The sequence below is a fragment of the Streptomyces sp. LUP30 genome, from assembly GCF_001746365.1.
Taxonomy (GTDB): Bacteria; Actinomycetota; Actinomycetes; order Streptomycetales; family Streptomycetaceae; genus Streptomyces.
On sequence record NZ_MJAJ01000028.1, the window covers coordinates 42,745 to 69,625 of the forward strand.

The window sequence follows — 26,881 nt, forward strand, 5'->3', positions numbered from 1 at the left end:
GCTGGGCGCCCGAAGTCGAGGTTGTCACCGTGGGGGAGCGACCCCCACGTGCGTGGGGAAGACTCCTGCGCTGGGGCTAGCGGATAACCGGATGATGGAACGACCCCCAGACGTGTGGGGAAGCCCAGACCTTCGCCGACGTCGAGGGCGGCATCACAGACAGACCCCCACACGCGTAGGGAAGCCTCGCTGGTGCAGTGTCCGGAGTACCACCACTGCGAACGACCCCCACGTGGGTGGGGAAGACCCTTAACGACCTGTGTGTTTGATGATTGGCAGGCCGTAATTCACTCACTTTACCTGAGCCGGCTGTGCTGGCGAGGTCGGCTTCCTGGCCGCGGTTGCTTCTAGCGGAGCGGCCTGAACTGCCTGACCGCCCGGTGACACCACTCCCCAGGTCATCCGTTCGACAGGGGGGCACAGTCATGCCGGGCTCGGAGGCCAGCGGCCCTCTTGCAGGACCGCGAAGGAGATAACGGGGAGTGCCTGAGCCGGCCATGACTTTGGCGGTCCGTGCGCGTGTTGCCTGGTGCGAGGGTTGCGCCGGGTGTATTCAGGCACCAAGCCTTGGGGTGTTTCTGCGGGGCGGGGATCGGGGGTGAACTGGTGGCAGGCGGAGCGTTCGAGGAGCTGTCCCAGACGGGCGAGCTGGGGCCGCAGACGTTTGAGTTGCTGCGGCGTTTGGTGCATCAGGTGCGCCACGCTTCGGGGTTTCCCCCGCCGGAGGGCTACGCGCAGTGGAGTGATGACGCGGCCTACGAGGTGATCACCGCCATGCTGACCCGTGAGGGTGCGGGGCAGCAGTTCGTGACCAGGTGTTTTGCGCTGTCCGTGGACGATGCGTCGCTGGAGCGGCTGTTCCTCGCGTCGATCAAGAACTTCCTCATCGATGAGGCGAAGAAGACCCCGCGGGGCAAGCTGCGACGCCGTATCGCCCGCCTGATGGGCGAGGATGCCGCCTTTCGCCGGGCGGCGGGTTCGCCGCCGCGGTGGGCGCTGAGCGATCATCCTCCGGACACGGTATGGCAGGGTGATCTCGACGATCTCATTGCCGAGGCCTGGCGCGTACGCGGCATCGGTATCACCCGCTGGAATCATTCCGGCCCCACGCCGCGGCAGACGGTTCACGCCCTCAAGACCGTCCTTGTCCATGTCCTCAGGTACGCCCGTGGGGCGGTGCGGGAGGAGGACCTGGCCAAGGTGCTCGAGTCCCGGTTCGAGCTGGTGGCTGCGGCAAGTTTCACGCTGTTGTACGCCGACGAAGGGACCTTGGCCGACTTGGCCGAGGCCGCCACGGCCACGTCGGCGGATCCCACGGGAGCCGGCGGCGACGCCGAGGGCATCTGGCAGCGGCTGACTGCGAACGAACGCCTGAGCCTGCCCTACCTGGACGAAGACGCCCATCACGCCGCGCAGTTGCTGGAGATCGGACAGCAGCAGGCAGCCGCCGTGCTGGCCGGCCTGAAGGAGAAACTCCGGCTGGCTCTGTCCCAGGACGGCGATCCCGCGGCAATCATGCAGGCCCTGCTCAGCCGCTGCACGGATCCGTCCTCCGAGACGGCCCTGTGATGTCGTCCGTATCCAGTGGGAAGAGAATGCGCTGATGGACCGCAGCCGAGGAGAGGGGGACAGCGAGATGGAACCTGCCCACAGCAGTGCCTATCAACGGCTGGTGGCCGCCGCGGCAGGACTGAAGGTGCCCGATGCCGTCCGGAAGGTCGCCACCGCATCACCCAAAGATCCTGAACCCGGCCAGATCTGGCGGGCGGTGTGGGAGCACACCATCCAACTGCTGGTGATCACGGCGGTCGGCGACGACACGGTGCAGACCGTGCCGCTCTCCCTGGAACAATACGCCGACGCGGACACCCTGCTACTGCCCGCCGGCGCTTCCACGCTGGAGCAGCCGCTGGCCCTGTGGTGGGGTTTGAAAGGACCGTTGCCCTGGCACGTGCTGGAACGCCAGATCAGCGAGCTGACCATGCCGCTGCCTGCCTCCAACGGCCCGAATCTGCCGCAAGAATTGCCGTCCGGGGCGCAGTGGGGGAGTCCCGCGCCCTCGCCTGCCGCGGCGGCACTGGAATACCGGGGCCTGCTGGCGGACCAGATGGCGGCCCTGAGCACTGCACGCTGGGCACCGCAAGGATCCGGCGGCCTGCCCCAGCTGTTGAGGAAACACGCGGTCACCGTGCAGCAGCTGGCCGGTCACCTGCAGCTGCCGCCTCCCCAGGCCCTGGACGTATGGCGCGGACAGCACCCCCTCACGGCCGAGCAGGCGCAGCAGCTTGCTGCTGTGCTTGGCCTGTCCGCAGACGACGTTCTGGCGGCCAACCCCGCGCTGCCGCCTCCCGTGGTTCACGAACTGAGCCGCCCGCCGCGCCGCACGCAGGTGCGGGCTCTTGCCGCCCAACTCTCCGAGGACGAGCAGCAGGCCCGACTGCGCGCCGCCTACGGCATCTTCACGCTCGCGGCCCGCCAGGACGACCGCACACACCCGGACTGGGTGGCCCGCACGGACCACTACTTCGAACTGCACCTGGGGCAGTAGGAGCCGGGATGGTCAACTACGTACTCGCTGCCACTGCGCGCACCCAGGCGATAGCGATAACCCAGGAACTGGAAACCCGCAGACCGGGCGCAGCCCAGCGCCTGGGACAGGGTGCTCTGGCCGAGCTACAGACGTGGCTGCAGCTGACGGTCCGGCAGGTCGCCGAGGACCAGACCGGCGCTCGGTGCAGCGTCTCCGGCGCCTACGATGCCGGCCCGCCTCCCCGTATCTCCGTCGCCTCCTCCACCAGTCCAGCCCGGCGGGACTTCACCGCTCTGCACGAGCTGGGCCATCACCTGCAGAAAAACAGCTTCGACCTGATGGCAGCCTTCGAACGCGAGCCCGATGGCGGAGTGCTGCTGGAGGAGGCGGCCTGTGACGCGTTCGCTGCCGAGATCCTGCTGCCCGCACCGCTCGTGGACCGTCACCTGGCCTCCACCGGGCCCACCGCCCCCGCCCTCGCCCAGCTGTGGCAGGACAGCCGAGCCTCCCGCATGGCGGTGTGCGTCCGGGCCGTTCAGCACCTGCCCGCCCCCGGACATGTCCTCCTCCTCGACGCCGGCGGACACCTCGCCTTCGCCGCCTCCCACGGCCTCCCGCCGCTGCGGCGCGGCAGCTTCCAGGGCGACATCCCCGTCATCGACCGGGCCCGCTCCGGCTCCGGACGCGCCCAGGGAACCACCCAGGTCCGCTACCGCGACGGCATCCTGGGACGCGAACTGCACGCGCAGACCGCACCGATGGACGGCTACCTCGTCGCCGTCCTCGTCGCCGACTCCGCCCCCTGGCGCACCTTCACCGCGCCCACCAAGGACACCGGCCCCCAGACCCGCGAATACCTCTGCGCTCACTGCGACGAGGAATACCGCTCCTTCGAACCCGCCTGCTCCGCCTGCCGCACCCCGCCATGCCCCGAGTGCGGCCACTGCGCCTGCACACCCCGCGTGAACGAACGTCTGTGCCCCGCCTGCTTCATCAAGCACCCGCCCGCCATGTTCCCCGACGGCAGCGACCGCTGCCTCGACTGCTCCTGACACCCCGCCAGCCCCATCAGGCACCCGCCTCTCGCTACCCGCGAGTTATGTCGTCCGTCCCAGGCGAAGCACCCCACACCCGGGGTGACGGGCCCCGGAGCCGGCCGCCGGATGCCTCGCACGCAAGGCCGGCAGGGAAAGACATGGCTATCCAGATCACCGCAGTACGCCTGTCCGCCGGCGGAAGCAGGCACGAGCACATCGTCCGCCTCTGGTGGACCAACCCGGCGACTGACAAGACCGGCGAGAACACCCGGGCACAGATCGTCACCTGGATCGAAGACGAAGGCGGCCAGGCCCACACCAGCGACGCGGACGGCCACCGGGCGACCGTCGCCGTGATCACTCCGGACCATGGCGAGAAATACCTGCGGACCCACGCCGACCGCGTGTGGACCGACAACCTCCTGGCCCTTCCCCGACGCTGACCCCCGCAGCCCCAGGGCCGGCCCGCCGACCGTGCCACGCCGCACGTGCACACGGCCGACGACGCCCCGCCCGCGGCCGTGCCCGCCGCGGGCGACAGACCCAGGCCCCGCAGCGCGGGGCCGAACACCGGACATGCCATCGCAGGAGGAACCTGATGCCGCAGGACGACCACGGACACCACACCGTCACGATCATCATCAACACCCGCCCCTACGACTGGGAGGCGAAGGAGATCACCTTCGAGCAGGCCGTCGAACTGGCCTACCCCGGCCAGCCACCGACCGAGCAGGACACGTACACGGTCCGCTACAGCCGCGGCCACGACGGCCACGGATCGGGCAGTCTGACGGCCGGCCACAGCGTGAAGGTCAAGAACGGAATGGTCTTCGATGTCTACCGCACTTCTCGCTCGTGACCCGGACCTGTCGCGCCTGCTCGACGACGGATACGACGTCGCCCTGCAGGCGGGGCACCTGATCGTCCGCCACATCCCCTACGTCACCCAGGCCCGCAGCATCGGCTACGGCTTCCTCGCCTACCCGGTGACCGTCAGCGGAGACCGTCTCGTCTCCGGTACCGACCACCGCATCTGGTTCGGGGGATCGGCCCCGTGCGACGAGCACGGCCGACCGCTCCCGCTGGCCAATCCCGAAGCCCGCGCCATCACCGACGGCCTACAGGCGCAGTTCATGCTCTCCAGCAAGCCGGGCCCGGCCGGATACCCCGACGAGTACACGAAAGTCACCGCCTACGCGCGCATCATCGCCGACCAGGCCCAGGCGATCGACCAAGCCGTCACGCCCACCCCCGGCGCGGCCTGGCAAGAGGTTGACGACGACAGCCCGTTCGCCTACCGGGACACCGCGACGTCCCGCGCGGGCCTTGCCGTCGTCAACCGCCGCTACCGCGGCCACCACATCGTGATCGTCGGCCTGGGAGGATCGGGAAGCTACATCCTGGACCAGGTCGCCAAGACCGAGGTCGACACCATTCGGCTCATCGACGGCGACACCTTCGACAACCACAACGCCTTCCGGGCACCAGGCGCGCCCACCCTCGAGACCCTGCGCAGCCGCCCCAACAAGGCCACCTACTTCGCCTCCCGCTACTCGCACATGCACCGCCGCATCACCCCCTGCGAGCAGTACCTGGACGAGGACAACCTCACCCTCCTCGAAGCGGCGACCTTCGTCTTCCTCGCCTCCGACGATGCAGCGGGCAAACCCGCCGTCATGGACTGGTTGGAAGCCCACGACGTGCCGTTCATCGACGTCGGCATGGGCATCGAGGAGATCGACGGTCGGCTCAGCGGGCTGCTGCGCGTGACGACCAGCCTGCCCGGGCGGCGTGCACCAGTCCGCGGACGCATCCCCACCCCGGCACCCGAACGCGACGCCTACGCGCGCAACATCCAGACCGCAGACCTCAACGCCCTCAACGCGATCCTCGCCGTCAACCGCTGGAAACTCTACGCAGACGCCGCCGCCGAAGGCTTCGCCACCTACTCGCTGATCACCAACGAGATCGCCAACGAGGACCTACCGTGAGCGCAGCCAGCCGCCTTCGCCCGGCCTTCGTCGAAACCTTCCCGGCCACCCTGGACCAGGGAGTGCTGTACATCTCCATCACCTACCGCACCTGCGGGCACCTGTGCTGCTGCGGCTGCGGAGAAGAAGTCATCACACCGCTGTCACCAGCACAGTGGTCTGTCACCTACAACGGCGAGACCGTGTCCCTGGCACCCTCGATCGGCAACTGGGCACTTGCCTGCCAGTCCCACTACTGGATCCGCAACGGCGATATCCACTGGAGCCGACGCTACTCGGCCCAAGAAATCGCCGCCAACTGCGAACGCGACCGCGGACGACTCGACGAGGCTAGTGCCGATGCCGACCGCACGTCCCTGGCCAGGCTGCGTCGGCGCCTGAACCGATGGCGCCGATAAGTCAGCCAGAAGAGGCACACCCTCCCACAACTGCCACTTCGCACGGCTGGTCCGACGGCCAGACACCCCAGGACCAGGCTCTCCTGGCCTTGGATCACTGTCGCCATCGAGGAGCGGGAAACGATCCCCGCACGGGCGATGTGTCGGACAGCAAGAACGTCACCCGGCTGTGACCCACGCCCATCTCACGGACAGGCCCCACGCACGCGGGGAAGAACCGTCGTGGGCTGGGCCGGGATCGGCAAGCTTTCTGCTCGCTCTGGCGGCTGACGATATGGGCGAGGCGGCGTTGCTGTCGGGACTGACGTGGCAGGATGGGAGATCACGTGGAGTGGGGGCGCATTGAGCGAGTACCGCGAGTTTGTCTACCTGTCAGATGCGAAGCTTCAGCAGTTCTCGCTGCCGCGGCGGCTGGCTTTGCCCGGTGCCCTGCGGCTGAACACCCCTGTGGGGGGTGTCGATGTCGATGCGCCGGCAGCCGACAGTGAGCGCGACCGGATGCGGCAGCTGGAAAAGCTCGACAAGCACCTGGGGGAGCGGGCGGAGTGGTTTGCCCAGCCGGGACTGCGCCCGGCCCAGTGGGTGTGGTTCGAGGCGCCGCTGCGCTGTGTCACGCTGCAGGGCGACTACCAGCACATGGTGCTCTTTGCCGACCCCGCTCCGGGGGAGGACCCGTCCTATGAGCAGCAGACGGGCTGCCGCCTGCTGCTGCATGGATCCTCCCGCCACCTGCGGGGCTTCGCACCAGCCGCGGTCGAGGCCCCTGCGCTGGAGGGCATCGACGGCGGCTCCAGCTTCGCTACGACCTTCCTGACCACTGCCGGGCAGGCGGTACGTGCCCTGTCCCTGGAGCACGATGTGGCGGCCGAGGGCGTGACGCCCCCGCCCAGCGGACTGAACGGGGCGGGCGTGCGGGAGTTGCTCGAGGCGATCGACGCCCGCCATGGCCAGGTGCCCGGTGCCTGGATGTCCGGACTGGCCCGCGTGACGGCCGAGTTGCTGGCCACCGACACGGCGGCGCGCTGCGTGGTGGCCAGCCCGCTGAGCGTGGAGTACGTGCGCGACCCGGCGTGAGCGGCCGGCGCACGGGGCACTGACGACGAAAGGGACTGCTCGGTGAACGATTCCGCCCTGCCTAACACGATGCGGTTTGTGCGGAATTATCTCACGCACACCTACAGGCCGTGGATCGATCTGTCCGACGTCGCCCCCCGCTCTCCTCAGGAGCGGGACATCGTCCTGCTGTCTCGGGCTCTGGCCGCCCAGGCCGTCAGCATGCTCACCGACTGCAGCCCTCAGGAGGCTGCCGCATCCGTCGTGGACGGCCCAGGAGACTCCGGCATCGACGCCATCGCGTTCTCCAAGGGCGGCTCCGACATCTGGCTTGTGCAGGCGAAATGGAGCGACAAGGGCCGCGCCCGACTGGGGGAGAAGGACGCCGCCGTCCTGGTGACCGGACTGCAACGCCTGGCCGACCAGCGCTACGAGGGTTTCAACTCCCGCATCCGCGCATCGATCCATCGGATCAACGAGGCCTTGAGTTCCCCCCGCTGCCGGGTTCATCTGGTGGCGGCGCTGGCCGGCGACGCCCGCCTGGCCCCTCAGGTGGAGCGGCAACTGGCTTTGGTGGGAGAAGGCTTCGGCTTCGCCGGCCGCGTCCCGGTCACCGTGCACACGCTGGGACTGGCCGACTTCCATTCCGCGGCGCGCGCCGACGCAGGCCCCAGCCCTGTGTCCCTGTCGGCAACCCTGACAGACGGCTGGCACCGCATCGACGTCCCCTATCAGGCCTACAGTGCGAGTGTCTCCGCCGATGAACTCGCGTCCTGGTACAACACCCACGGAGACCGGCTGTTCGATTCCGCTCTGCGTCCGTATTCCACCGGACGGCCCGACCCTGCGGCCTTGAGCCGGCTGCTCACCGCGCCGGAGGAATTCTGGTACTTCAGCAACGGCATCACCATGCTCTGTGACCGCATCGAAGCGAGCTTCCTCGCCCGCAGAGCAGCGGGTCAGCCGCTGCTCCTGCGGCTGCACAATGCCCGCGTCACCAACGGGGCTACGGTGGTCGCGACGGTCGCCCAGGCGGTCGACCAACATCCCGCGACCGGCAACCTGGCGCTGGTGCCGGTGCGGATCATCTGCCTCGAAGGCGCCCCCGAAGACTTTGCCTCCGCCCTGACCCGGGCCGGCGAGACCGAAGGCTCCGCTGATCCCCTCGACTTCGTCGCACTCGATGCCTTCCAGCAGGCGCTGCGCGACGAGTTCGCTGACGAACTGCACAAGGAGTACGTCTACAAAAGGGGCGCGGTGGCACCCGCCCCGGACGCCGGCTGCACCATGCAGGAAGCGGCCGTCGCCCTGGCCTGCGCGCATCCGGACGTCTCGCTGACCGCCCGGGCCAGCGCCGACCCCGCCTACCTGTGGCGCCCCGCTCCGGAAGGCGCCTACACGCGCCTGTTCGGAGGACGGCCCAGCGCCCGCCAGATCTGGCAATGCGTCTTGCTGCTGCGCCAGGTGAGAACTGCTCTGGCCTACGCCGCAGCGGGAGGACCGCCCCGCGTCCGCGATCTCGCCGAGCACGGCGATCTCCTGATCGCCCACCTCGTCTTCCGCAGCATTGATCCCGACCTCCTCGAAGAACTCTCCCAATCCGCTGACGGACTTGAGGACTGGACTGCCCAGCGCACCTGGGAGATCGCCGACCTCGTGGCCTCCGCGGTCGAGCGCCTCTTCGGCCAGCACCTCTTCCTGGCCAGTGTCTTCACCGACGAACGCCAAATCCACGTGCTCGCCGATGACGTCACCCGTTCTCTCACCGCACCCCCCACCCTATTCACCCACGAGTCCTCCGGTGCCGGGCGCAGGCCCAACAGCGTCACCACGCTCGTCGACCACGCCCGTATCCCCGACGGCACACGGGTGATGTACCGGCCCAGCCCCACCGAAGAGCGCGCCATCGGCGAATGGCTCAGCGAAGACCCCCGCCGCTACCTCGCCACCTGGACCAACGACCCGCGCCGCCCTCTGATCTGGGAAATCGACCAGCAGGCATACTCGCCCAGTGCCCTCGTTCGCCACATCTGGAGCGAAGCCGCGTGGCATGAAGCCCCTTCCGCCGTCCAGGGAGCCCGCAGCTGGGTTGTTCCCGGCGAAGGCACGCTCGCTGACCTGGCCGAGGCGCTCATCCCGGCCACCGGAAACGGCGGCGCCTGACATGCGCGGCATCGAACGGTTCGAACTGCGCACCCTGATCGGGCAGGGCAGCATGGGACAGGTCTGGCAGTCCTGGGACACCCGGCTCAAACGCCCGGCCGCCGTCAAGATCATCAACCCTGAGCGGCTCGTCGAGCAGGCCAACAGCATCAGCCCCGAGGTCGTCGCAGCCCGCTTTTGCCGTGAAGCCGAACTCGGCGCCCGCTTCACCCACCCCGGGCTGCCCATACTCTACGACGCCGAACTGACCGGTAGCCCGAACGACCTGTACATGGTGTGGGAACTGATCGTGGGGCAAAACCTCGCCCAGATCCTCGCAGCGCAGGGCGGCCGCCTGCCGATCAACCGGGCCCTGTCTTACGCGGCCCAGATCAGCGACACCCTGGCCTGCATTCACGACGACCCCGTCATCCACCGCGACCTCAAGCCGTCCAACATCATGATCACCGAAGCCTGGAAAACGAAGCTCCTCGACTTCGGCGTCGCTGCCATCTACGGGAGCGACTACCCCCGCCTCACGCAAGACGGCCAACTCCTCGGCACCGTCGCCTACATGGCCCCCGAGCAGTTCACCGACCGTGGCCTCATCGTGCCGCAGACCGACCTCTACGCACTGGGCTGCCTGCTCTACGAAATGCTCACCGGCCAGCCCCCGTTCACCGGCGACCCGGCCAGCGTGATGGACGCCCACCGCACCCGCATCCCCACCCCGGCCCGCGAACTGCGGCCAGAGATCCCGCCGGACGTCGACGACCTCCTGATGACGATGCTCGCCAAGGACACCGCCGACCGTCCCGCCTCCGCACACCTCATCGCAGAACGGCTCGCATCCCACACCACACTCCCCGCCCCCACCCAGCACTCCGACGACGACGAAGACGACCAAACCGACGACCCCGCCACCATCCCGGCCACGACCGCACAACTGCCCGCGGCTATACGCATCGTCCAGGCACAGGCCCTCTTCGACGCCGGACACTTCGGGGAAGCCCTCCCCTTTTACAACACACTCAGCACAGAATCGGCCGCAGCCGACGACAACCCACGACAACGAGCGGCGTGTCGAGCCAAGGCCGCGTTCTGCCACCTGCGTCTGGGTAATCTCCAGCAAGCCCTCACCGAATACACCGACCTGGCCGCAGAGCTGATCCAGGACACCCCGCCCGACGACCCCTTGCTGCTCGAAGTGCGCAGCCGGGTCGGTCTGCTGCAAGCAGCCAGCAACAGACCAGAGGAAGCACTCGCCACCTTTGCCGGCATCTACTCCCTCCTCACCCAACACCTCGGCCATGATGACCCTTTGACCACCGAGGTCCGCACAGTGTTCAACCGGCTCAACCGGCTCGGCGGGATCTTTCCGAAGCCGGCTGCCGCTCCGGCGCAACAGGCAGCAACCTGACGACATTGCCGCAACCTCGCCGCCGCTGGTCCGCCTTCCCGCCCCTGTGCGAGGCGCTCTTTTTGGCGGGCGGACACGACCCTACAGGCGCAGGGAAGACCGCGAAGGCGAAGACAGACCCCCACGCGAGTGGGGAAGGCTCCAAAACCCTGGCCAGCACGAAGGTTGGGACAGACGGACCCCCACGTGCGTGGGGAAGAGCGTGACCTGGTGGGCGAGTTGGAGCATCAGCCGGACGGACCCCCACGGGCATGGGGAAAACATGCGGCGGCACGGGCCGTAGCCCTGGCAGGAGGGCTGACCCCCACGCGTGTGGGGAAAACCTGGCGAGCATGAATGAGGAGGAGCAAGCGGCGGACTGACCCCCACGCGGGTGGGGAGTATCCGGAGGAGGCCGGTGTTCTGCTGGGTGGTCTTCGACTGACCCCCACGTGCGTGGGGAAGACGAAAAGGCCGCCGAGGTCGGCGAGGGCTGGCCGGACAGACCCCCACGCGTGTGGGGAAGACCCTTCGTGACCTGTGGGTTTGAAGATCAGCGGGCTGCCTTTTGCTTACTTTACACGCGTTGGCTGAACTGGTGACGGCCGGTGCTCGGCTGTGGTGACGGTGCTGCCCCAGGACAGAAAACCACCGCAGTTGGCCGAGCGGCTGCGCCGGGCAGACCCCACGTAGGTGGGGAGGCAAAGGTCCCGAGCGGCCCGCGATGACCAGCTGAAAGACCTCTCGCGGAGGTAGGAACGAGTGAAGACCCAGGCTGCAGGCCACACCCTCCTGCCCCCGGTGGACGCCCACGGCAGCGCATGATCGCCATGAGGCAGGATGGGGCATCAATAGCCCTGATAGCTGGGGGAGTTGATGCCCAGAGGGAGTGGTCGGTGGGAGTGCGGGAGGATGCCCGGTTCGGCGGGATCGATCTGACATCCTGGGGGAAGTTCGACCTGCGGACGCCCACACTGCGATCGCCTATGCACCCCAGGGAGCTGACGGAGACACTCGACCAATACGCGGCAGGGCAGCGACTCCTGGAGCTGGATCTCAGCCCGCTTTCTGTCGTCATCGGCCCCACCAACAGACCGCTGCTGACAGAGAGCCGGGTGAGCGGCGCCAAGACCGCTCGCCCCCTTACCAGCGGGTGGTCGGCTTCTCTGCGATCAGCCCTTCGCATGGCGAACCTGGCCGGCCGGATGGATGCCCCGGTGGCCAGCGTGACCCTCGCCTGGAGCGCCATCGAGTCGGCCGGGGTCGCGGCGGCCGACTTCGAGACCATTGGCAAAGCGTGTGCTCTGCACAGCGTCAGACAGCAGCTGCTGAGCGTCTACAAATCAGTGACAGATTCAGCGAATTCGCAGCTGCGTCACGCGCGGTGGCATGCAGACGGCTTCGCAGCCATACTGGCCAAGGCCGAGCGCTCACTCGCGGCAGCCAACCTGGGCACCACTGCCGCCGCACACGAGGCTGCATCCCGCCTGAGGGACTCGCTGGCAGGTATCCGCCGACGGCAAGCCGAGGCTCGAGCGCATGCCGCGCAGCTGGAGAAGGCCCTCGTTCCCGCTATCGACGTCGTTCGGCAGAACCTACTGCAAGGTGGTGACCGCGACAATCCATTCAACATGTCCAGCTGGAAATTGGATCTGAACGACTTCCTGGACGCCGTACTGCCACGACGGGCATCAACTCCCCCTGCCGTTCAGCAGACGTCGGACGCACTGACTGTCCTGGCTGATGCGGCGGGCGGCCTGGCCAGGGAGCAGCTGACCGCCTGGCAACACCGACTCGCGGCACCGTCAGCTCTCATCGACTTTCTCAAAGATCAACAGGAGCTCTTCCACGGCCTCTTGGCGTGGATGTACGCAAGCCGCAACCTGGCCATTCACACCGGCGAGTTCGCACTCCCGGCCGACATCCTGACTGCCCACGCAGGCAGAGGAATCGCCGACCTGATTCTGGAGTTCGTCGGGCACTGGCATCAGGACCAACGGGGACGAGGGGTGCCGGAAGACGAGCCGAGGAACATCGTCATCAAGGTAGCCGGCCGGCATGACGAACTTATTCGCCATCTGCGAGGTGCCACATCATGCCATCCGCTTAATGTAGCCACGATCAGCGCTCCAGATTGTGACTGCTGGCACAGGACGTGAACACGCAGTGATTGCCGTGACCACCTCGGCGGTGCCACCGAAGGCGGGCAGGTATGCGGCAACCGGCTCGCCGACTTCCAGCCCTTTCACCCCAGGACCGAGCGCCACGCCGGCACGGCTGGGAGGTCATCTACGAGCCCGCGCCCTGACCGCGGCGTTGCGTACCGGTGCGGCCGCTGTGGGCGCATGCCTCGTTTGCCGGTGCGGTGCGGACCGGTGTCTGATCAGCCGCCTGGCGTTGGGGCGGTTGCGGGCTGGTTGTTGATCCAGGTGAGGCCGCCGAGGTCGAGGTGGTGGCGGGCGCGGGTGACGGCGACGTAGGCGAGGCGGGCGTCGGTGTCGCTGACGGGGTCGGGCACCGGGTGTCCGTGGTCGTCCAGTTGGTCGGTGTCTTTGGGTGGTGGGAAGTCGTTGCCGATTTGGACGGTGGGCCATTCGCGGCCTTTGGCAGTGTGGGCGGTGGAGACGGTGACGTCGGCGTGGGTCTCGTCGGTGAGTTGGTCGACTGCGGTGAGGATGGCGTCGGGGCCGTGGGTGTCGATGAGGTCGACGAAGGGCTGCAGGTCGCGTCCGGCGGGGTCATAGGCGGCGTAGTCCTGCAGCTCTCCCCAGGAGGGAAACAAGACGAGTTCGGGGTGGTTGGTGCGCCGGCCGTCTTTGAGGTCGCGGGCGGCGAGGGCGAGTGCGGCCAGTTGCTGTCCGCCGCGGGTGAGGGCGACGCGGTGGCCGGCGGCGAGCAGGCGCATGACTTCGGCCATGGCGCCGATGTTGGTGCGGCACAGCACCGCATCCGGCTGCTCCAGGCCGCCGCCACCAGTCGTGATCGTGTTGGTGCCGGTGAGGCGGATGGGGGCGTCGGCGAGAGTGAGCCATCGGTTGGCCTCCTCGGCGATCAGGGGGCCGAAGCGGAAGGAGCGGGTCAGGGTGAGGGCGGTGGCGTCGAAGCCGGTCATGACGTCGCGGGCGCCGCGCCAGCCGTAGATGGCCTGGGCGGAGTCGCCGACCATGACGAGCTGGGTGTGGGGGCGCTGGGCGGTGAAGACTGCCTCGAGGACGGGGTTGGTGTCCTGGGCCCCGTCGAGGAGGAGGAAGTCGGCCTCGAGCCGCGGCTCGGTCAGGGCCCACATCTTCAGGTAGTGGTCGTGTTCGAAGCGGACCTTCCCGTGGTCGGGGTGGTGCAGGTCGGCCCACGCCTTGCGGGCGAACGGCAGGACCTGCTCGGCGAGATGGGCGTGCTCGCCGGATGCCGTCAGGCCGCGCAGATGCGGCACATGGTGATCGCCGATGCGCAGCGGCCGGGTGATGCCGAGGGCCTGGCCGGTCTTCCAGGCTGGCTGGCGGGGGCTGTTGAGGCGGCTGGTGTAGCGATGGCCGATGGCGGCGTAGGCCGTGGCGTGGGCGGTCTTGCACGCCACGGTGCGGGGGAAGCGGGTGGCGGCATCTTGTGCGATGGCCTTGTTGAAGGCGAGGTAGCGGCCGCGGCGGCGCGTGTCGGCCGCGAGCAGGCCGAGGGTGTTGGTCTTGCCGGTCCCGGCGCCGGCCTGCAGGACGAGATGGTGACCGGCCCGGAAGGCGTCCACGGCGTGGACCTGTTCGTCGGTGGGCGTGTGCAACAGGAGCTCCGCGATAGAGAAGAGAGACCGAAAGGGCAGGGGCGGCTGCAGCGGCCTGCGCCGGTGTGCTGCAAGGGCGCGGATGTTACGGCGCCGGTGTGTGGCGGTACGGACGGCTGTGCAGGAGGCTGGCCACGCTGGTCAGGACTTCTTCGGGCGTGTGGTGCGCGAGCAGACCCTCGAGCCGGGCCGTCAGGAGTTGGGCGCGGTCGTGTTCGTCCCGGGCAAGAGCCTCGCTCACGCGGCGGCGCAGAACGTCCTGGGGCCGCTGCCCAGTGGCGGCCGCGGCCTGGCGCAGGGCCTGGTCGGCGGTGTGGGGGAGTGCGACGTTGAGCAGCACCTGACCGTGCTGGTCCGGGTAGTGCGTGGTCAGGACGTCGATCGGCAACCGCGTGCCCAGTCGGCGCCGCAGCGCATGCAGGGCGCCGCCAGGGCTGCGTGCGCCGTGGACCGCCATCAGCCGGGTGCGGTCCGCGTTCGCGGCCACCGGCACACTGCAGCACGCTTGCCGGAGCTCGCCGGGGGTGGCGGGCCTGGTCAGAAGGATCTCGACGGCATGGTGCGCCATCACGGCCGCACCCCGTGCCGTGTGGCAGGCCCGGGACGGCGGCGGGCAGCGGCAGGCAGACGGCTGTGGATGTGTTCGTGGTGGCGCAGCGGGTCGAAGGGCTCCCACTCGGCCACCGCCAGGTCGGCGGCCGTGGACGAAGTGGCGTGCTGCGCACAGCGCTGGGCGCGCCAACGCAGCTGCTCGGCATAGGGGAGGGGACCGAGGTCGTAGACGGCCATGGCATCAGCGGGCAGAGCCAGTTGACCGCTTTGGGCGGTGGCTGGCATGAGCGTCCAGACGCCGCCCGGCGTGCCGGGGGTGAGTACGGGACTGGTGCAGCGGTGGCGGTGCCGGGTCTGAGCGACGCACTGGATCCCGTCCACCGGCCGGGACGCGAGGTAGCGGACGTACAGCAACTGCACGAGGGGCCGGGCCGGGCGGCAGAGCACCGCTTCAGGCGTCTGGCCGGGCGCTGAGGCCGGGGGAGAGGTGAAGATGCCGGCGTCGATCAGGCGGCGGGAGCGCACGGCCAGCGCCCGGCGCAGCCCCGCCAGCTCGGGGGGAGGCGGGGGCGTGTCGCGGGCGGGGTAGAGGACGGAGTGCGGCAGACGGCACCAGCGGCTGCCGTCCCCGGCCGGGTGCGCGACGCCGGAGCTGACGTGCCAGCGGCAGGCTTCGGGCACCTGGGCGGCGGGCAGTTCGTGCGGGTGCAGACGGACCGGGTCCTGATCGCTGCGGCGGTACCACGATCGGGTTGCCGCAGTCGCGGCACCAGCCGCTTTGGCGGCAGCGCAGCAACCGGGTGGCGCTGCCGGGAGTGATCTGCAAGGAGCGGCGCATGCGCGGAGCGGGGACCGGGCTGGTGTCCCGATGACGGGGTGTGGGAGAGGGGCAGTGCATGCGCGTGAACCTGCCAGCCGACACGCCGAACCCGTGGCAGCGCTGCCGCCGGATCGCCCACTCGGCCTCACCCAGTGAAACGGAAGTGCGAGTAGTCGACCGCGTGTTCGGGAGGGGCTCGCCGGTTTGGGTGATCTGCGGCAGCCGCCCGGGCGCGCTGTCAGTCCCCGCTCGGCCCCGGCAGGTCGCGCCCGCGGCACAGCGTCGCGAAGAGCTCGTCGAACGGGGTGCCCAGGGTGTGGGCAAGGGCGTGCCAAGTCTTCAGTGTGCCGACGGTGCGGCCCTGCTCGATCTCGATGACGGTGCGTCTGGCCAGGCCGCTGCGGGCGGCGAGCTCGTCGTAGCTCCACCCGCGCGCGGCTCGCAGACGCGCGAGCTCCAACCGCAGCGCGTCGAGGTCCGGATCGGGCGGCAAGATCGTCATCCGTCCATCCGACGGTGCAGACCCCTGCCCTGTCAGTGCAGACCTCTGCCCTATTTTCCCAGGTGACGGCAACCGCGAGAGGGCAGAGGTCTGCACTACGGTGGCGGCCGCACCCGCACCCCAAGCGCGGGAACAGGGCGGAAGCAACCGGAGGAACACGCGCCCATGAGGCTGCGCACAGCATGTCCAGTCACGCCACGCGCCTGGACCGTGGAACTGCGCTCGCACGCCGGCGGGCTCGTTCTCATCTGCCGACACTGCCCGCACGGCACCACACCGATCGCTGCGGTCTCTGCTCGTTCGACTGCCCTGGCCCACCTCGCACGGCACGTACGCGGAGACCTACGTCCCCCGCACCTGCCGATCTGCCAGTGCCACGAACACGGCTGCCGCTGGCACCCCCGCCGCCGCGGCTGCGACGGCCCCATCCGCCTCCTCCTCGCTTGCGAACGCGGCGGACGGCTGTGGCGGCTCACCGACGCCTGCAGTGCCTGCGCCGCTGTGACAGCACGGGCCGCCGTCGTACCGGACACGCTCCTCGCCCGTGCGCCGCAGCCACCGGCGACCGCTCGGCAGCGCAGACATCCCAAAGGGCCGGGGGAGCGGATCCGGGTCCGCGAAATGCTCAGCTACCTCGCTGCTGCACTCCCAGAGAACACCTCGGCTGCCGCACGCCTGCTGGCACTGCAGTGCGCACTGCGGATGAACACCCACATGCGAGTCCAGCTGTCCAAGGGCGTGATGCGCAGCCTCCGCCTCGACACCGCCGATGGCCCGTGGCGCGAGCTGGAGCACGCGCGATGGCTGCGCACGACCCCCGGGGGTGCAGCCAACGAGATCGCCGCTGAACTTCTTGATCTCACGCTGCTCGGCCAATCTCCAGCCCGCCCCGACCGAAGACGTGCCGCGGACTGGGCGCTGCGCGCCAGTTCCTCCTCTGCCGTACGAGCTATCGGGCCGCTGCCCCGGCTGGCGAGCGTGTACCTCGCGGCGAACACTGGCCCGGAATCCGGCGCTGGCCTGGGCGAACTGGACCAGATGGCGCGCGCCTGCGGTACCCGGCCTGTGGAACTGGCCAGCCCACTCGACCAGTTGGCGAGAACAGGATTGCTGGGGTCATGGCAGGTCTGGCCGGACTCGGGAGACCTGCAGTGGATCCTCGCACGCGGCACGGGAATCCGTGTCCCCTGCAGCGGGTCCCGGAGTTCCGCACCCTCAACATCCGGCACTGGGACCGCATCATCGACGCATGGGCCGCCAGGGGCAACAGAGCCATGGACGACGCCTGGATCGAGCAGATCGTCGACTCCGGGCCCCAGCCGGGCCGGTACAAGTACTGCACGAACGTAGGCTTCGCCGCCTGGCGGGGTGTGGTTTAGCGACGTTCGCCCAGGACCAGCCAGCCACCGGCGACCATCCGCAACACCGAAGTCACCAACCACGCCGCCCGACATCGCCCTAACACCCAAGCCAACGCCGTCCGCCGCAGTCCCCGCCCTCACCTGATCACGAAACGGCATTGGAGGACTTCGCCGAAGTCTGCCCGGCAAGGAGAAAAGAGAGCTGGACCCCGGATTGATCGAACGCTTAATCGAATTTCGGGCGTGAAAACTGCTCGCGGCCATTCATCTTTAGGGCTGGCTGCTTCTCCGGGCAATATGGCTGAATACCGTGCGGTGACTCGGAGTCCCGAGGTCGTGAAGCCTCCTGCATGTGTGTCATGTCGAACATGATCACTCCGCCTGGCATGGAAGCCATCAATGCAGGTCAAAGCTCTTCTGTGGTAGCGAGCGGGGTGGATGCCGGCCGGTACCGGCCCTTGATCGTCTCCGTCTGAGGGGGAGGCGATGTATTCGAGTCACGTGCGGTAGGGCAAGCGCCTCGAATTCACTCTTTTCCGAGAGGACTGTCAGTGGTGGCGTCTACTTTCCAAAACGAGGCCCGGGACGTGCGGCTCCTCGGCATCGCGGATGGGGGAGTGGTGACAGCAGAAGAAATGACGCCCGCCGTAGACGACGGTATGTCCGATGCACGGCAAGTCGTGGGGTACCTGGTGCGGCGGGAGTCCGGCGACTACATCGCGATCATGGATGTGCTGGAGGGGTCAGTGACCGACCTGACGGTCGCTGAAGTTGCCGCAGCGCTGTCGGCAGCCGGACTGCGTATGGAAACGGGTGTGGTCGAGAAGCGCCTCGACGAGCTGAAGGCCATGCGCGCGGTTTCGGTCCGGTCGGACGTCAGCCACGCACGCCGGTATGCCGAGATCCTTGCCCGGAACTGGCGCTACACCGCAAGCCCCGCGGGCCGGCACGTCCAGCGTTTCTACCGCCAGGTGCTGGCAGGGACGGCGACCGTGCGGGAAATCCCGATCGTCTCACTGAGCCGCATCGTCTCCCACCTGGACCAACTCGCCACGGTGCTGGGCGCGGTGGAGCCTGGTGCCGGCCGCCTGGACGCCGCAACCCTGGACGCAGTGAGCATCGTGTTCACCAGCCACGATGATCTCGACGCCGCCCTGGTCGGTGCCGAGGATGCGCTGATAGGGCTGGCCGACCGATTCGACCTGGACGAGGAACGCACGAACGACCTCAAAGGACTGCTCGTCGACTATGCCACCCGCGTGGCGGCCGAACTCGACTCCGGTTCAGCACGGGCGGCTGCGGCACTGGCGGTGCTGCGACCGTGGTTCGCCCCCCTGGCGCAAGCGGCCGTCAATGCCTCCCAGGCCCGGGACCTCATCGCCGCCGGTGCGCTCAGCGCCTCACGAGGAGGCCGCACGGAAGACTGGGAGGGACTGTGCGCCTGGTTCGACGCCCGCACCGGACGCGCCGCCCGGTTCTCGCTGCGCCTGGTGCGGGCGCTGCCGGGCATGCATGCCAACCTGCGCCGGCTGCACTCCTCCTCGGGCACCGCCTCCACCCGCACCCGAGCCTTGGCCCTCGCCCGGGCCGTGCTGACACCGGAGATCGGCGTGCAGATCTTCCAGGCTGCGGTGGGCGACCACTCCTGGCGCAAGCTCTACGGCCAAGCTGACGAAGACGACGCCGGCCGCAACCCCTCCTGGCGGGGCGGACCGCAGGTGCCGGTGCCGACACTGCTGCGCACCGCCGGCCGCTCCGGCCCCCGGGGCAGAGGCACCGCACCCCGCGACGACACAGCCGTCAAAGCACAGGTGGCCCAGGCCCGGGCACGTCGCCAGGCCGAGCACACGCACGCTGTTGCCGCGGTCCTGGCCTCCATCCCCGGACAGCACCTGGACGAGACCGTCGCACGCGTCGCGCTCGCCGCTCTCATGGCGGCCGCCCGGGCCACTGCGCGGGGCCCGCGCCGCACCGGCACCAGCGGGGGACTTGCCTGCACCCTCGTCCATACCGGCACCGGCACCGGCACCCTGAACGCCCCCGCCTGGCAGGTACTCCTGCCCGGCCGCATCCCTGTGTTCCACCAGCCCGGCCGCCGCCCCTCCGCCGCAGTCCTCGCCGCCCTCGCGGACGCCACCACACAGGACGACGTCTCGGAGCGCGCCATGCTGCGCATCGCCCCGTATCCCGTCTCCGACCCAGCCGACGAGACCGGTGCCGCCACCCAGGAGGAAGGCGCAGCATGAGCGAGGAGACCGAAGCCCAGACGCACAGGACCAGGCCGCCGCGGCGGCGCCGCGCGTGGCATCCCGAGGCCGACGCGGAAACAGCAGCCCTGCTGCGCCACCTGGCAGCCCACCCCTGGCTGGTCGGCGGACGCGACGACGAACTCATCGCCGCCGTCCGCCGCAACGAACCTGCGCTGCGCTCCGCCGTGGCCCGGCTGGGATGGGTACTGGTCGTCGAACGCGACCTGGTACGGCTGCGGAAAAGCCCTCCGCCACGCCCCCAAGCCTGGGCACCCCAGGGCCCCACGCCGGCTGCCTGCTCCTGGTTCTTCCTTCTGCTGGCAGCCGCCGAGTCGATGCCGCCGCGCACCGCCATCGGACACCTGGTCACCCAAGCCCGCGCCGCTGCCGCAGAAGCCGGACTGCCCACCCACCACGACATGGCAGAGCGCCGCGCCGTCCTGGCCGCGCTGCGCATGCTCGATGAACGCGGCGTCGTCGAACGCCTCGACGGTGACCTGGAGGGATACCTGCACGACGAACAGGCCCCGGTCCTCCTCGCCGTCCACCACACCCGCCTGGCCTACGTCGTCGCCAACCCCGGCACCCTCGATCCGGCCACCGACCCACACGCATGGCTTGAGCAGGCACAGCGCGAACCGGACGCGGCCCGCCGGATGCGCCGCGCCCTCGTGGACGACACCTGCGTACACACCGCGCTGCTGGACGAAGCCGAGGCACAGTGGCTGAGCCAGCGCGTACGCGGCGACGACGGCGGCCCCCTGGCCGACGCCTTCGGACTCGTCCTGGAACGCCGCGCGGAAGGCGCCGCGTTCGTCGTACCCGACGAGTCATACCGGCACTTGAACGAGCTCGGCCCGATGCCGTTCCCCGCACCAGGCACTGTCGCACACGCCACGCTGCTCCTGCTCGACCACGCCGCACTGCACGGCACCGCCGGCAACGGTCCCGGGCCCGGCTGGCGCGGCATGACCGAGGAACAGGTGGTGGCGGCGCTGACGGGATTCGCAGGCAACAATGCCGCCGGCAAAGGCGGCTGGGGAACTGAATACGCCCACGACCCCCTTCTGCTGGCCGGCAAGGTCGGTGACCTGCTGACCGGCACCAACCTGGCCCGTCTCACCCCCGCCCGCCCGCCCGCAGGCGAGGAGACCACATCGATGTGGTGGTTCGCCCCCACCTCGGGCCGCTGGGCGGAAGAGGGCACCGCGGCCCCCAAAACCGGCCGCTCCCGCGCCCGTTCACCCCGCGCCACCCCAGCACACCCGCGCCCGCACACCCCGCTCCAGCAGGGACTGTTCAGCGACATCGAGGCCGAAGACAACATGGAGGAGCCCACATCGTGAGTGACATCTTCGACCTGGACTTCACCGCGCCCCCGGCGCCCTCGCCGTCCGGCAACACCCGCAGGTTCGGCGGCCGCTGGCGCCTGGTGGGTGCCGGACTGTCGAACGTGTGGCGCTACGGCGACCTGGATCTGCCCGCGGCATCGGGGCGTCTGCTGCTGCGCGGGCCCAACGGCACCGGCAAGACGACCGCGCTGGAGGCCCTGTGGCCCTACCTGCTCGACCTCAACGCCGCCAAACTCGCCGCCGGCAAAGCACGCCCCACCACCCTGAAGCTCCTGATGAGCCAAGGAGCCCCCGCCAAGGGCCGCCGCTACGGATACCTGTGGCTGACCTTCGCCGCCCCGTCCGGCGAACCAGCACAGAGCACACCAAACGAAACGGCAGCCCTCAGCCAGGTCGTCAGTTTCGGGGTCCGGCTGCAGTACTCACCCAGCTCCACCCCGGCCGTGCGCGTCATCCCGTTCACCGTGCCCGGCCGGCCGCTGAAGGAGCTGGGCCTGCGCGGGCCCAACGGCGGCGCACTGGAACATGAAGAGTTCTCCGCACGCGTCGAGGCCGCGGGGGGAGAGGTCTTCGCCGAGCCCGAGGACTACATCGAGGACCTGGCCCACCGCATCTGGAGCACCACCTCCGGCGAACTGCGTCTGCTCGCCTCACGGCTGCGGGAGGTGCGCAATCCAACCCTGCTGGGCGACGTTTCCCCGGCCGCAGCCGCCGACGCGCTGCGTCAGTCCCTGCCGGGCGTGTCCGGTGACGTCCTCACCGCGACCGCCGAGGCCCTCGCCGAATCCGACACCACCCGCGAGGTGTTCGAACGAGACGAGCACGCCGCCACACTCCTGAACGAGTTCGCCCGCGTCTGGACCGGGCATGTCATCGACGTCACCCGCGCCGCCCACACGGCCGCACGCAAGGCCCACGACGACGCCGCCGAGCGAGGCCGCGACGTCCAGCAACACATCGGCCTGCTCGAGACGGCGAAGGCCGCTGCCGAGAAGGCCGGAGCAGACGCCCAGCGCCTCGGTGACGATACCCGCGCGGCGGAGGCGTCTGCGCGCGCCATCGAGACCAGCGACGCCTACCGGTCCCACGGACGCGTCATGGACCTGCACAAGCGGCTCAAGGCCGAACAGAGCGCGGCCGCCAGCAGCTACGACCGGCTCCACTCCACCGCCGAGCAGGCCCGCACGCAGACCAAGGCCGGCCAGGGAGCTCTCGACGACGTCATCAGCGACCTCGCCAGCCTTGCCGCCGACGCGGAGGCCGCCGGCGCCCGCCCGGTGGCGGTGGAGACCCTGCTCGCCCACCATCCCCGCGCCCGGATCACCCGACCTGTCGCCGACCGCGTCGTCGACCCGGGCCCCGGCCTGACCCTCACCCATGACCGCACCGGTCTCGACCAACTCGCCCGCGCCTGGACGAGCACAGCCCAGGGACAGCGGGCCACAGCCGACAGGGCCGCACTCATCCTGCGCGACCATGACCCCGTCGCCACAGCCGACACGGCAGCCCAGAGCGCCGACCAGGCAGCAGCCACCGCCGAGGCCGCCTATGACGAGGCCAGCCAGGCCCACGACCGGGCCACCGCAGCAGCTCGCTCGGCTGCCCGCCAGGTACTCGCCGACGTCGCACGATGGGCCCCGGCGCATCCTCACCTGCGCGGCCTGCACGACGAGGCGGATCTTGCCTGGGACGAGCAGCCGGTATGGGACACCGAGGACATCGACGCCCTCACCACCGCCGAACCCGCCGCAGTCCGCGACCAGCTCAGCGCATGGGCCGACCAGGCACGGCGCACCGGTGAATCCCTCGCAGCCGTCCACGAAAACGCCGCCAAACACCACCTCGCCACCGCAGCCAGCCTCGACACCACCGCCGCACAGCACCGCAGCGGGGCCCGTCACCTGCGCTCCGGACAGCTGCTGCCACTGCCCCGCCCGTCCTGGGCCGGAGCGGGCCTGGATGACACCGCCCTCGGCGCACTGCTCGAATGGCAGCCCGCTCCCCAGACCGCAGACGAACAAAAGGCACTCCTTGAACTGGCACTCGCCCGCTCCGGAATCCTCGGGGCCCACCTGCACGTCGGCGGAGCCACCACTGACGCCTGGCGCATCAGCCCCACAGGCTCAGTCTGCGAGCAGAACCTGACCACCGTCCTGGACGTTGTGCCCGGCCACCCGCACGCTGCCCTCGCCCGGGCTGTGCTGGCACGCATCGCCCTGGCCGACAGCGCCACCGGCCACCACGACCCGGCAGTTCTCGTCATCGGACGCGACGGCACCTTCACCGCCGGCCCCCTCACAGGTGATCCCGCCGCCGCGCTGCGCGCCGAAGGCAGCACGATCCCTGCCGCCTCGCACATCGGCGCCCGCACCCGCCTGGCCAGGGCACGCGCCAAAGCCGACGAGCTGGACGCGGCCGCCGACGAACTCGAAGCCGACGCCGAGGCCGAGCGGCACGCCGCCGGAGAGCGACGCCGGCAACGTGATGCCGCCCGCAGCGAAGCCCAGACATTCCCCCCGCGGGACGAACTGGTCAACACCGAGGCCGAGCGCGCCCGTACCGCCAAGGCGGCACACGAGCGCCAGGGCACCGCACGGCAACTGCGGCAGTGCGCGGACGACATGGCGGCCGAGCACCTCCGCCTGCGCACCGACTGGACGGCCCGGGCCCGAAGTCTGGGCATGCCCGCCGACCCCGCCGCCCTGGCCGGCATGGTCGAGGACGGCCGAACGCGCGCCGACACGCTCGACGGTTGCGCAACCACGCTGTCCGCGCGGCTGCTGCCCAGGCTCGGGCGCGTCCTGCAGATACTGCCCGACGAAGCCATCCTCGCCGAGCGCCTTGCCGACCTTCAGCACGACGCCCGCAGCGCGCATACCACGGTCCTCGAAACCCGCGCCGAACTCACCGAGGCGCAGTCCCACGGCGACGCCGAGGACGCAGCACGCCGCTTCGAAGAGGCCACCGGCCGGGCCAAGGATCTCCAAAGGCAGCTCTCCTCCGCCCAACAGCACGCCGTCACCGCCGAGAAGCAGCTCAGTACCTGCGAGAGCAACCTCGTCTCGGTCCGGCAGCGACTGATCGAAGCACTCCCCGGCCAGACGGCCACGCGGGCGCATCTGGCGGCGCTGCTCGCCTGGCCCCCGCTTGCCCAGGCCCTCGGCGTCGACCCGGCTCTCCCCACGGACGGGGCCGACGGCTCCGAACTCCTCGACACCGTCGAAGGTCTGCTCGGCCGCCGCCCCACCGCCTCCAAGAAGACTCTCGGCGAACGCTACGACACCGTCCGCGCCGAACTTGCCCAGACCTGGACCATCGCCCGCGACGACCCGCCCGCCAGCATCGGGGAACTCGACACCTTCGTCCTCACCCACGCCGAAACGCGCTACGACCCCCTCTCCGCCGCCGTCCGCGCGCAGACCCTCGCCGACCGGGCCAAAGCTGCCCTCGACGCCGCGGAAGCTGCAGCGCTGCGCGACTTCGTCATCGGTCGCCTGCCCGCCGCCATCGGAACCGCCTGGACGGCCCTGACGGACTGGAAGAAGACGGTCAACCGCAAGATGCGTGCAGCCCAGGCATCCTCCGGAGTCGGCGTCCAGGTCCATATCGGCCTGCGCGCCGACCTCGACGCCGCCACCCGCACCGTGTACAAGCTGTCCTGCACGGTCGGCGACGCCGTGCGCACCGACGCGCAGAAAGAACAGGTCGGACAAGCACTGCAGTCCCTGCTGGCCGCCGCCGACGGCTCCACCATGGCAGAGCGCCTTGCCGCGGCAGTCGACATCCGCAGCTGGGTCGACGTCCACTACCTCGTGGAACGCCCCGGCCCCGACGGCACACCCGTCACCGGCCAATGGGGCCCGCGCACCGGCCTGTCCGGCGGCGAACGTCGCCTGGTCGTCCTGGCCCCCATGCTCGCCGCCATCGCCGCCGGCTACGACCGCTTTCCCAGCACCGGCCTACGCCTGGTCCCGCTCGACGAAGTCCCCGCCGAGGTCGACGAACGCGGACGCGAAGGACTGGCCCGCTACCTCGCCGAACTCGACCTGGACGTCCTGTGCACCTCCTACCTGTGGGACGGCGCACCCGGTGCGTGGGACGGCATCGATGCCCATGACCTCGAAGCTGGCGCCGACGGCACCGTCGTCGCCTTCCCCATGCTGATCCGGACAGGCCAGGCCCTGCCGGAGGACACCGATCCCGCACTGCACACCGGGGGGACCGCATGAGCTGCCCGCTGTGCGACGACGCCTGCGCGGACGCCGATCTGGCTCCGCTGCTCATCCCCCAACTCACCTGGCTGTGGCTGGCCCTGGCAGCGGTAGCCGACCGGCGCGGGGACGAGACCCTCACCGCGGGCCCAACGGTCACCGTGACGGTGCCAGCCTCGCCAGCCGAGCGCGCCGCAGCAGCCGGCCTCATCGGCGGACGCCCGCTGGAGCCCGGCCAGCGGCGCCGCGTCCGCCTGGAGGCACTGACCGCGGCGTTGGCCACACGCGGCCCCTCACTCACCCCCGGCGCCGTCGCCGCCCACGCCACCACCCGCCGCCTGGCAGCAAAAGCCCGCAGCCGAGCCAAGCACACGGCCGCATCCGACCGGCTCCGTGCACAACTCGACAGCGCCGTCACCGGCCTGCCCCACCATGTGCGGGAACGCGTGGGAGCGGACACCGTCTTCAGCCGACTGCACAGCGCCGGATGGATCACCCGTCTGCTCAATACACCGGATCCCGCTGCGCTACTCGCCCAGGCGCTGCAGGTGGCCGCTAGCCTGCCTCCACCTGGCCAGCGCATCGACCGCCGCACACTGGTGCCAGGCAACCCCCACGCACTGGACAGCGGAGCTCTGCCCGCGCTTGTCCTCGCCCTGACCCGATCCTCCGCGACCACGGTGCGCTCAAGCTGGGCCCGACTCGGAGTGGACTGCGACGACCTGCTCGGCGGACTCATCATCACCGGAATCACGCCGCGAGGATGGCGGATACCGCCTGGCGCGACCTTCACTCTGCCGCCCAGAGAACTCGCCAAGATCGCATGGGAACGTCCCGAGATCCCCGGCATGTGGGTCTTCGTCACGGAGAACCCGTCTGTGCTCGCCGCGGCGAGCACCCACGCCCTGGCCCAGGACACAGCCATCACACCACGGGTGATCTGTACGGCCGGAACGCCCTCACAGCTGGAATGCGAAGCCGTCGGCGCACTGTCGGACGCTGGCTGGCGCATCGCTGTCCGCGCTGACTTCGACCAGGCCGGGCTGGCGCACATGCGTGCTCTCCTCGCTGCCGCACCGGCCGCGGTCGCGTGGCGGATGAGCGCAGCCGACTACCTCACGGCCGCCCCCGAGGGCACCGAAGCCCTGCACCTGCAGGAATCGGACGCCCCCTGGGACGCGAGCCTGGTGTCCGCGATGCGGGAGCATTCCGTGCCCGTCTACGAGGAGGACCTCCTGCCCATGCTCCTCGCCGACATCACCGCTGGCACACCCTGCCCACCCCGGGCATAAGGCTGCCAGCCGCAGCCACGCGGTTGTACCAGTCCTGAGAAGGAGCCGCTGTGTGAAGTGGGGCATCCGGCCTGGGCGCAGGGGTCTGCCAGGGGTGCCGACAACACACCGTCACACAGCACGCCATTGTAAAGAGACCAAGTTGTGCGGGTGGACTCGGTGACGCTGATCGGAGTCTGTCAGCGGTCACGCAATTGCCCACTTCCGACTGGTTGCCTGT

At 69.7% G+C, this 26,881-nt stretch carries 20 protein-coding genes; 16 read left to right on the top strand and 4 right to left on the bottom strand.

What is annotated here, in order from left to right; genetic code table 11:
• Window positions 1-606: 606 nt before the first annotated feature.
• From BG482_RS22905 to BG482_RS22955, 11 genes are all read left to right on the top strand, one after another.
• Complete coding sequence (locus tag BG482_RS22905; RefSeq protein ID WP_069770966.1) at window positions 607-1,569, top strand: hypothetical protein; 963 nt, start codon at window positions 607-609, stop codon at window positions 1,567-1,569.
• A 34-nt stretch (window positions 1,570-1,603) separates the two neighbouring features.
• On the top strand, window positions 1,604-2,548 hold the full coding sequence (locus tag BG482_RS22910) for a hypothetical protein (RefSeq protein ID WP_069770967.1): 945 nt from the start codon (window positions 1,604-1,606) through the stop codon (window positions 2,546-2,548).
• A gap of 8 nt (window positions 2,549-2,556) precedes the next feature.
• A complete protein-coding gene (locus BG482_RS22915) occupies window positions 2,557-3,582 on the top strand; it encodes an ImmA/IrrE family metallo-endopeptidase (protein ID WP_069770968.1) in 1,026 nt (341 codons plus the stop codon).
• A gap of 143 nt (window positions 3,583-3,725) precedes the next feature.
• A complete protein-coding gene (locus tag BG482_RS22920; RefSeq protein WP_069770969.1) occupies window positions 3,726-4,010 on the top strand; it encodes a DUF3892 domain-containing protein in 285 nt (94 codons plus the stop codon).
• Between the two features lie 155 nt (window positions 4,011-4,165).
• Entirely contained in the window at window positions 4,166-4,426 is a 261-nt protein-coding gene (locus tag BG482_RS22925; protein ID WP_069770970.1) for a multiubiquitin domain-containing protein, read from the top strand.
• Window positions 4,401-5,558 carry a ThiF family adenylyltransferase gene (locus BG482_RS22930; protein ID WP_069770971.1) on the top strand — a complete coding sequence of 386 codons (1,158 nt, stop codon included), beginning with the start codon at window positions 4,401-4,403 and terminating at the stop codon, window positions 5,556-5,558. The genes BG482_RS22925 and BG482_RS22930 overlap by 26 nt, the downstream gene beginning before the upstream one ends.
• Entirely contained in the window at window positions 5,555-5,956 is a 402-nt protein-coding gene (locus BG482_RS22935) for a DUF6527 family protein (RefSeq protein ID WP_069770972.1), read from the top strand. Before BG482_RS22930 ends, BG482_RS22935 begins: the two co-directional genes overlap by 4 nt.
• 342 nt (window positions 5,957-6,298) lie before the next feature.
• Window positions 6,299-7,030, top strand: coding sequence for an SAVMC3_10250 family protein (locus BG482_RS22940; protein WP_069770973.1), 732 nt, complete (start codon window positions 6,299-6,301; stop codon window positions 7,028-7,030).
• A gap of 42 nt (window positions 7,031-7,072) precedes the next feature.
• The gene (locus BG482_RS22945) at window positions 7,073-9,172 is read left to right on the top strand and encodes an AIPR family protein (RefSeq protein ID WP_141746652.1); all 2,100 of its coding nucleotides are present in this window, start codon (window positions 7,073-7,075) and stop codon (window positions 9,170-9,172) included.
• A gap of 1 nt (window position 9,173) precedes the next feature.
• The gene (locus BG482_RS22950; protein ID WP_069770975.1) at window positions 9,174-10,571 is read left to right on the top strand and encodes a serine/threonine-protein kinase; all 1,398 of its coding nucleotides are present in this window, start codon (window positions 9,174-9,176) and stop codon (window positions 10,569-10,571) included.
• A 1,163-nt stretch (window positions 10,572-11,734) separates the two neighbouring features.
• A complete protein-coding gene (locus BG482_RS22955; RefSeq protein WP_141746653.1) occupies window positions 11,735-12,709 on the top strand; it encodes a hypothetical protein in 975 nt (324 codons plus the stop codon).
• A gap of 224 nt (window positions 12,710-12,933) precedes the next feature.
• Here the strand turns inward: BG482_RS22955 and BG482_RS22960 are convergent, their stop codons facing one another.
• The 4 genes from BG482_RS22960 to BG482_RS22975 form a co-directional block, all read right to left on the bottom strand.
• On the bottom strand, window positions 12,934-14,322 hold the full coding sequence (locus tag BG482_RS22960; protein WP_069770977.1) for a UvrD-helicase domain-containing protein: 1,389 nt from the start codon (window positions 14,320-14,322) through the stop codon (window positions 12,934-12,936).
• An 85-nt stretch (window positions 14,323-14,407) separates the two neighbouring features.
• The gene (locus BG482_RS22965) at window positions 14,408-14,890 is read right to left on the bottom strand and encodes a hypothetical protein (RefSeq protein WP_069770978.1); all 483 of its coding nucleotides are present in this window, start codon (window positions 14,888-14,890) and stop codon (window positions 14,408-14,410) included.
• Window positions 14,890-15,972 (bottom strand): DUF6083 domain-containing protein, encoded by a 1,083-nt coding sequence (locus BG482_RS22970; RefSeq protein ID WP_370745857.1) that lies wholly within the window; start codon window positions 15,970-15,972, stop codon window positions 14,890-14,892. The genes BG482_RS22965 and BG482_RS22970 overlap by 1 nt, the downstream gene beginning before the upstream one ends.
• Entirely contained in the window at window positions 15,933-16,196 is a 264-nt protein-coding gene (locus BG482_RS22975; protein ID WP_069770979.1) for a helix-turn-helix transcriptional regulator, read from the bottom strand. The genes BG482_RS22970 and BG482_RS22975 overlap by 40 nt, the downstream gene beginning before the upstream one ends.
• A gap of 1,151 nt (window positions 16,197-17,347) precedes the next feature.
• On the opposite strand from BG482_RS22975, the gene BG482_RS44070 reads away from it, so the two are divergent.
• From BG482_RS44070 to BG482_RS23000, 5 genes are all read left to right on the top strand, one after another.
• Complete coding sequence (locus BG482_RS44070) at window positions 17,348-17,575, top strand: hypothetical protein (RefSeq protein WP_069770980.1); 228 nt, start codon at window positions 17,348-17,350, stop codon at window positions 17,573-17,575.
• A gap of 641 nt (window positions 17,576-18,216) precedes the next feature.
• Entirely contained in the window at window positions 18,217-19,803 is a 1,587-nt protein-coding gene (locus tag BG482_RS22985) for a DUF2397 family protein (RefSeq protein ID WP_069770981.1), read from the top strand.
• Window positions 19,800-21,152 carry a DUF2398 family protein gene (locus BG482_RS22990; protein WP_256096454.1) on the top strand — a complete coding sequence of 451 codons (1,353 nt, stop codon included), beginning with the start codon at window positions 19,800-19,802 and terminating at the stop codon, window positions 21,150-21,152. Before BG482_RS22985 ends, BG482_RS22990 begins: the two co-directional genes overlap by 4 nt.
• Window positions 21,149-25,387 (top strand): SbcC/MukB-like Walker B domain-containing protein, encoded by a 4,239-nt coding sequence (locus BG482_RS22995; RefSeq protein WP_069770982.1) that lies wholly within the window; start codon window positions 21,149-21,151, stop codon window positions 25,385-25,387. The genes BG482_RS22990 and BG482_RS22995 overlap by 4 nt, the downstream gene beginning before the upstream one ends.
• Window positions 25,384-26,661 carry a DUF2399 domain-containing protein gene (locus BG482_RS23000; protein ID WP_069770983.1) on the top strand — a complete coding sequence of 426 codons (1,278 nt, stop codon included), beginning with the start codon at window positions 25,384-25,386 and terminating at the stop codon, window positions 26,659-26,661. The genes BG482_RS22995 and BG482_RS23000 overlap by 4 nt, the downstream gene beginning before the upstream one ends.
• Window positions 26,662-26,881: the final 220 nt, after the last annotated feature.

Excerpts from the sequence above, each read along its gene's own strand:
- BG482_RS22910 (WP_069770967.1), top strand. The coding sequence starts at position 1,604 with ATGGACCGCAGCCGAGGAGAGGGGGACAGCGAGATGGAACCTGCCCAC.
- BG482_RS22915 (WP_069770968.1), top strand. The coding sequence starts at position 2,557 with ATGGTCAACTACGTACTCGCTGCCACTGCGCGCACCCAGGCGATAGCG.
- BG482_RS22920 (WP_069770969.1), top strand. The coding sequence starts at position 3,726 with ATGGCTATCCAGATCACCGCAGTACGCCTGTCCGCCGGCGGAAGCAGG.
- BG482_RS22925 (WP_069770970.1), top strand. The coding sequence starts at position 4,166 with ATGCCGCAGGACGACCACGGACACCACACCGTCACGATCATCATCAAC.
- BG482_RS22930 (WP_069770971.1), top strand. The coding sequence starts at position 4,401 with ATGTCTACCGCACTTCTCGCTCGTGACCCGGACCTGTCGCGCCTGCTC.
- BG482_RS22950 (WP_069770975.1), top strand. The coding sequence starts at position 9,174 with ATGCGCGGCATCGAACGGTTCGAACTGCGCACCCTGATCGGGCAGGGC.
- BG482_RS22955 (WP_141746653.1), top strand. The coding sequence starts at position 11,735 with ATGGCGAACCTGGCCGGCCGGATGGATGCCCCGGTGGCCAGCGTGACC.
- BG482_RS22965 (WP_069770978.1), bottom strand. The coding sequence starts at position 14,890 with ATGGCGCACCATGCCGTCGAGATCCTTCTGACCAGGCCCGCCACCCCC.
- BG482_RS22975 (WP_069770979.1), bottom strand. The coding sequence starts at position 16,196 with ATGACGATCTTGCCGCCCGATCCGGACCTCGACGCGCTGCGGTTGGAG.
- BG482_RS22985 (WP_069770981.1), top strand. The coding sequence starts at position 18,217 with ATGTCCGATGCACGGCAAGTCGTGGGGTACCTGGTGCGGCGGGAGTCC.
- BG482_RS22990 (WP_256096454.1), top strand. The coding sequence starts at position 19,800 with ATGAGCGAGGAGACCGAAGCCCAGACGCACAGGACCAGGCCGCCGCGG.
- BG482_RS23000 (WP_069770983.1), top strand. The coding sequence starts at position 25,384 with ATGAGCTGCCCGCTGTGCGACGACGCCTGCGCGGACGCCGATCTGGCT.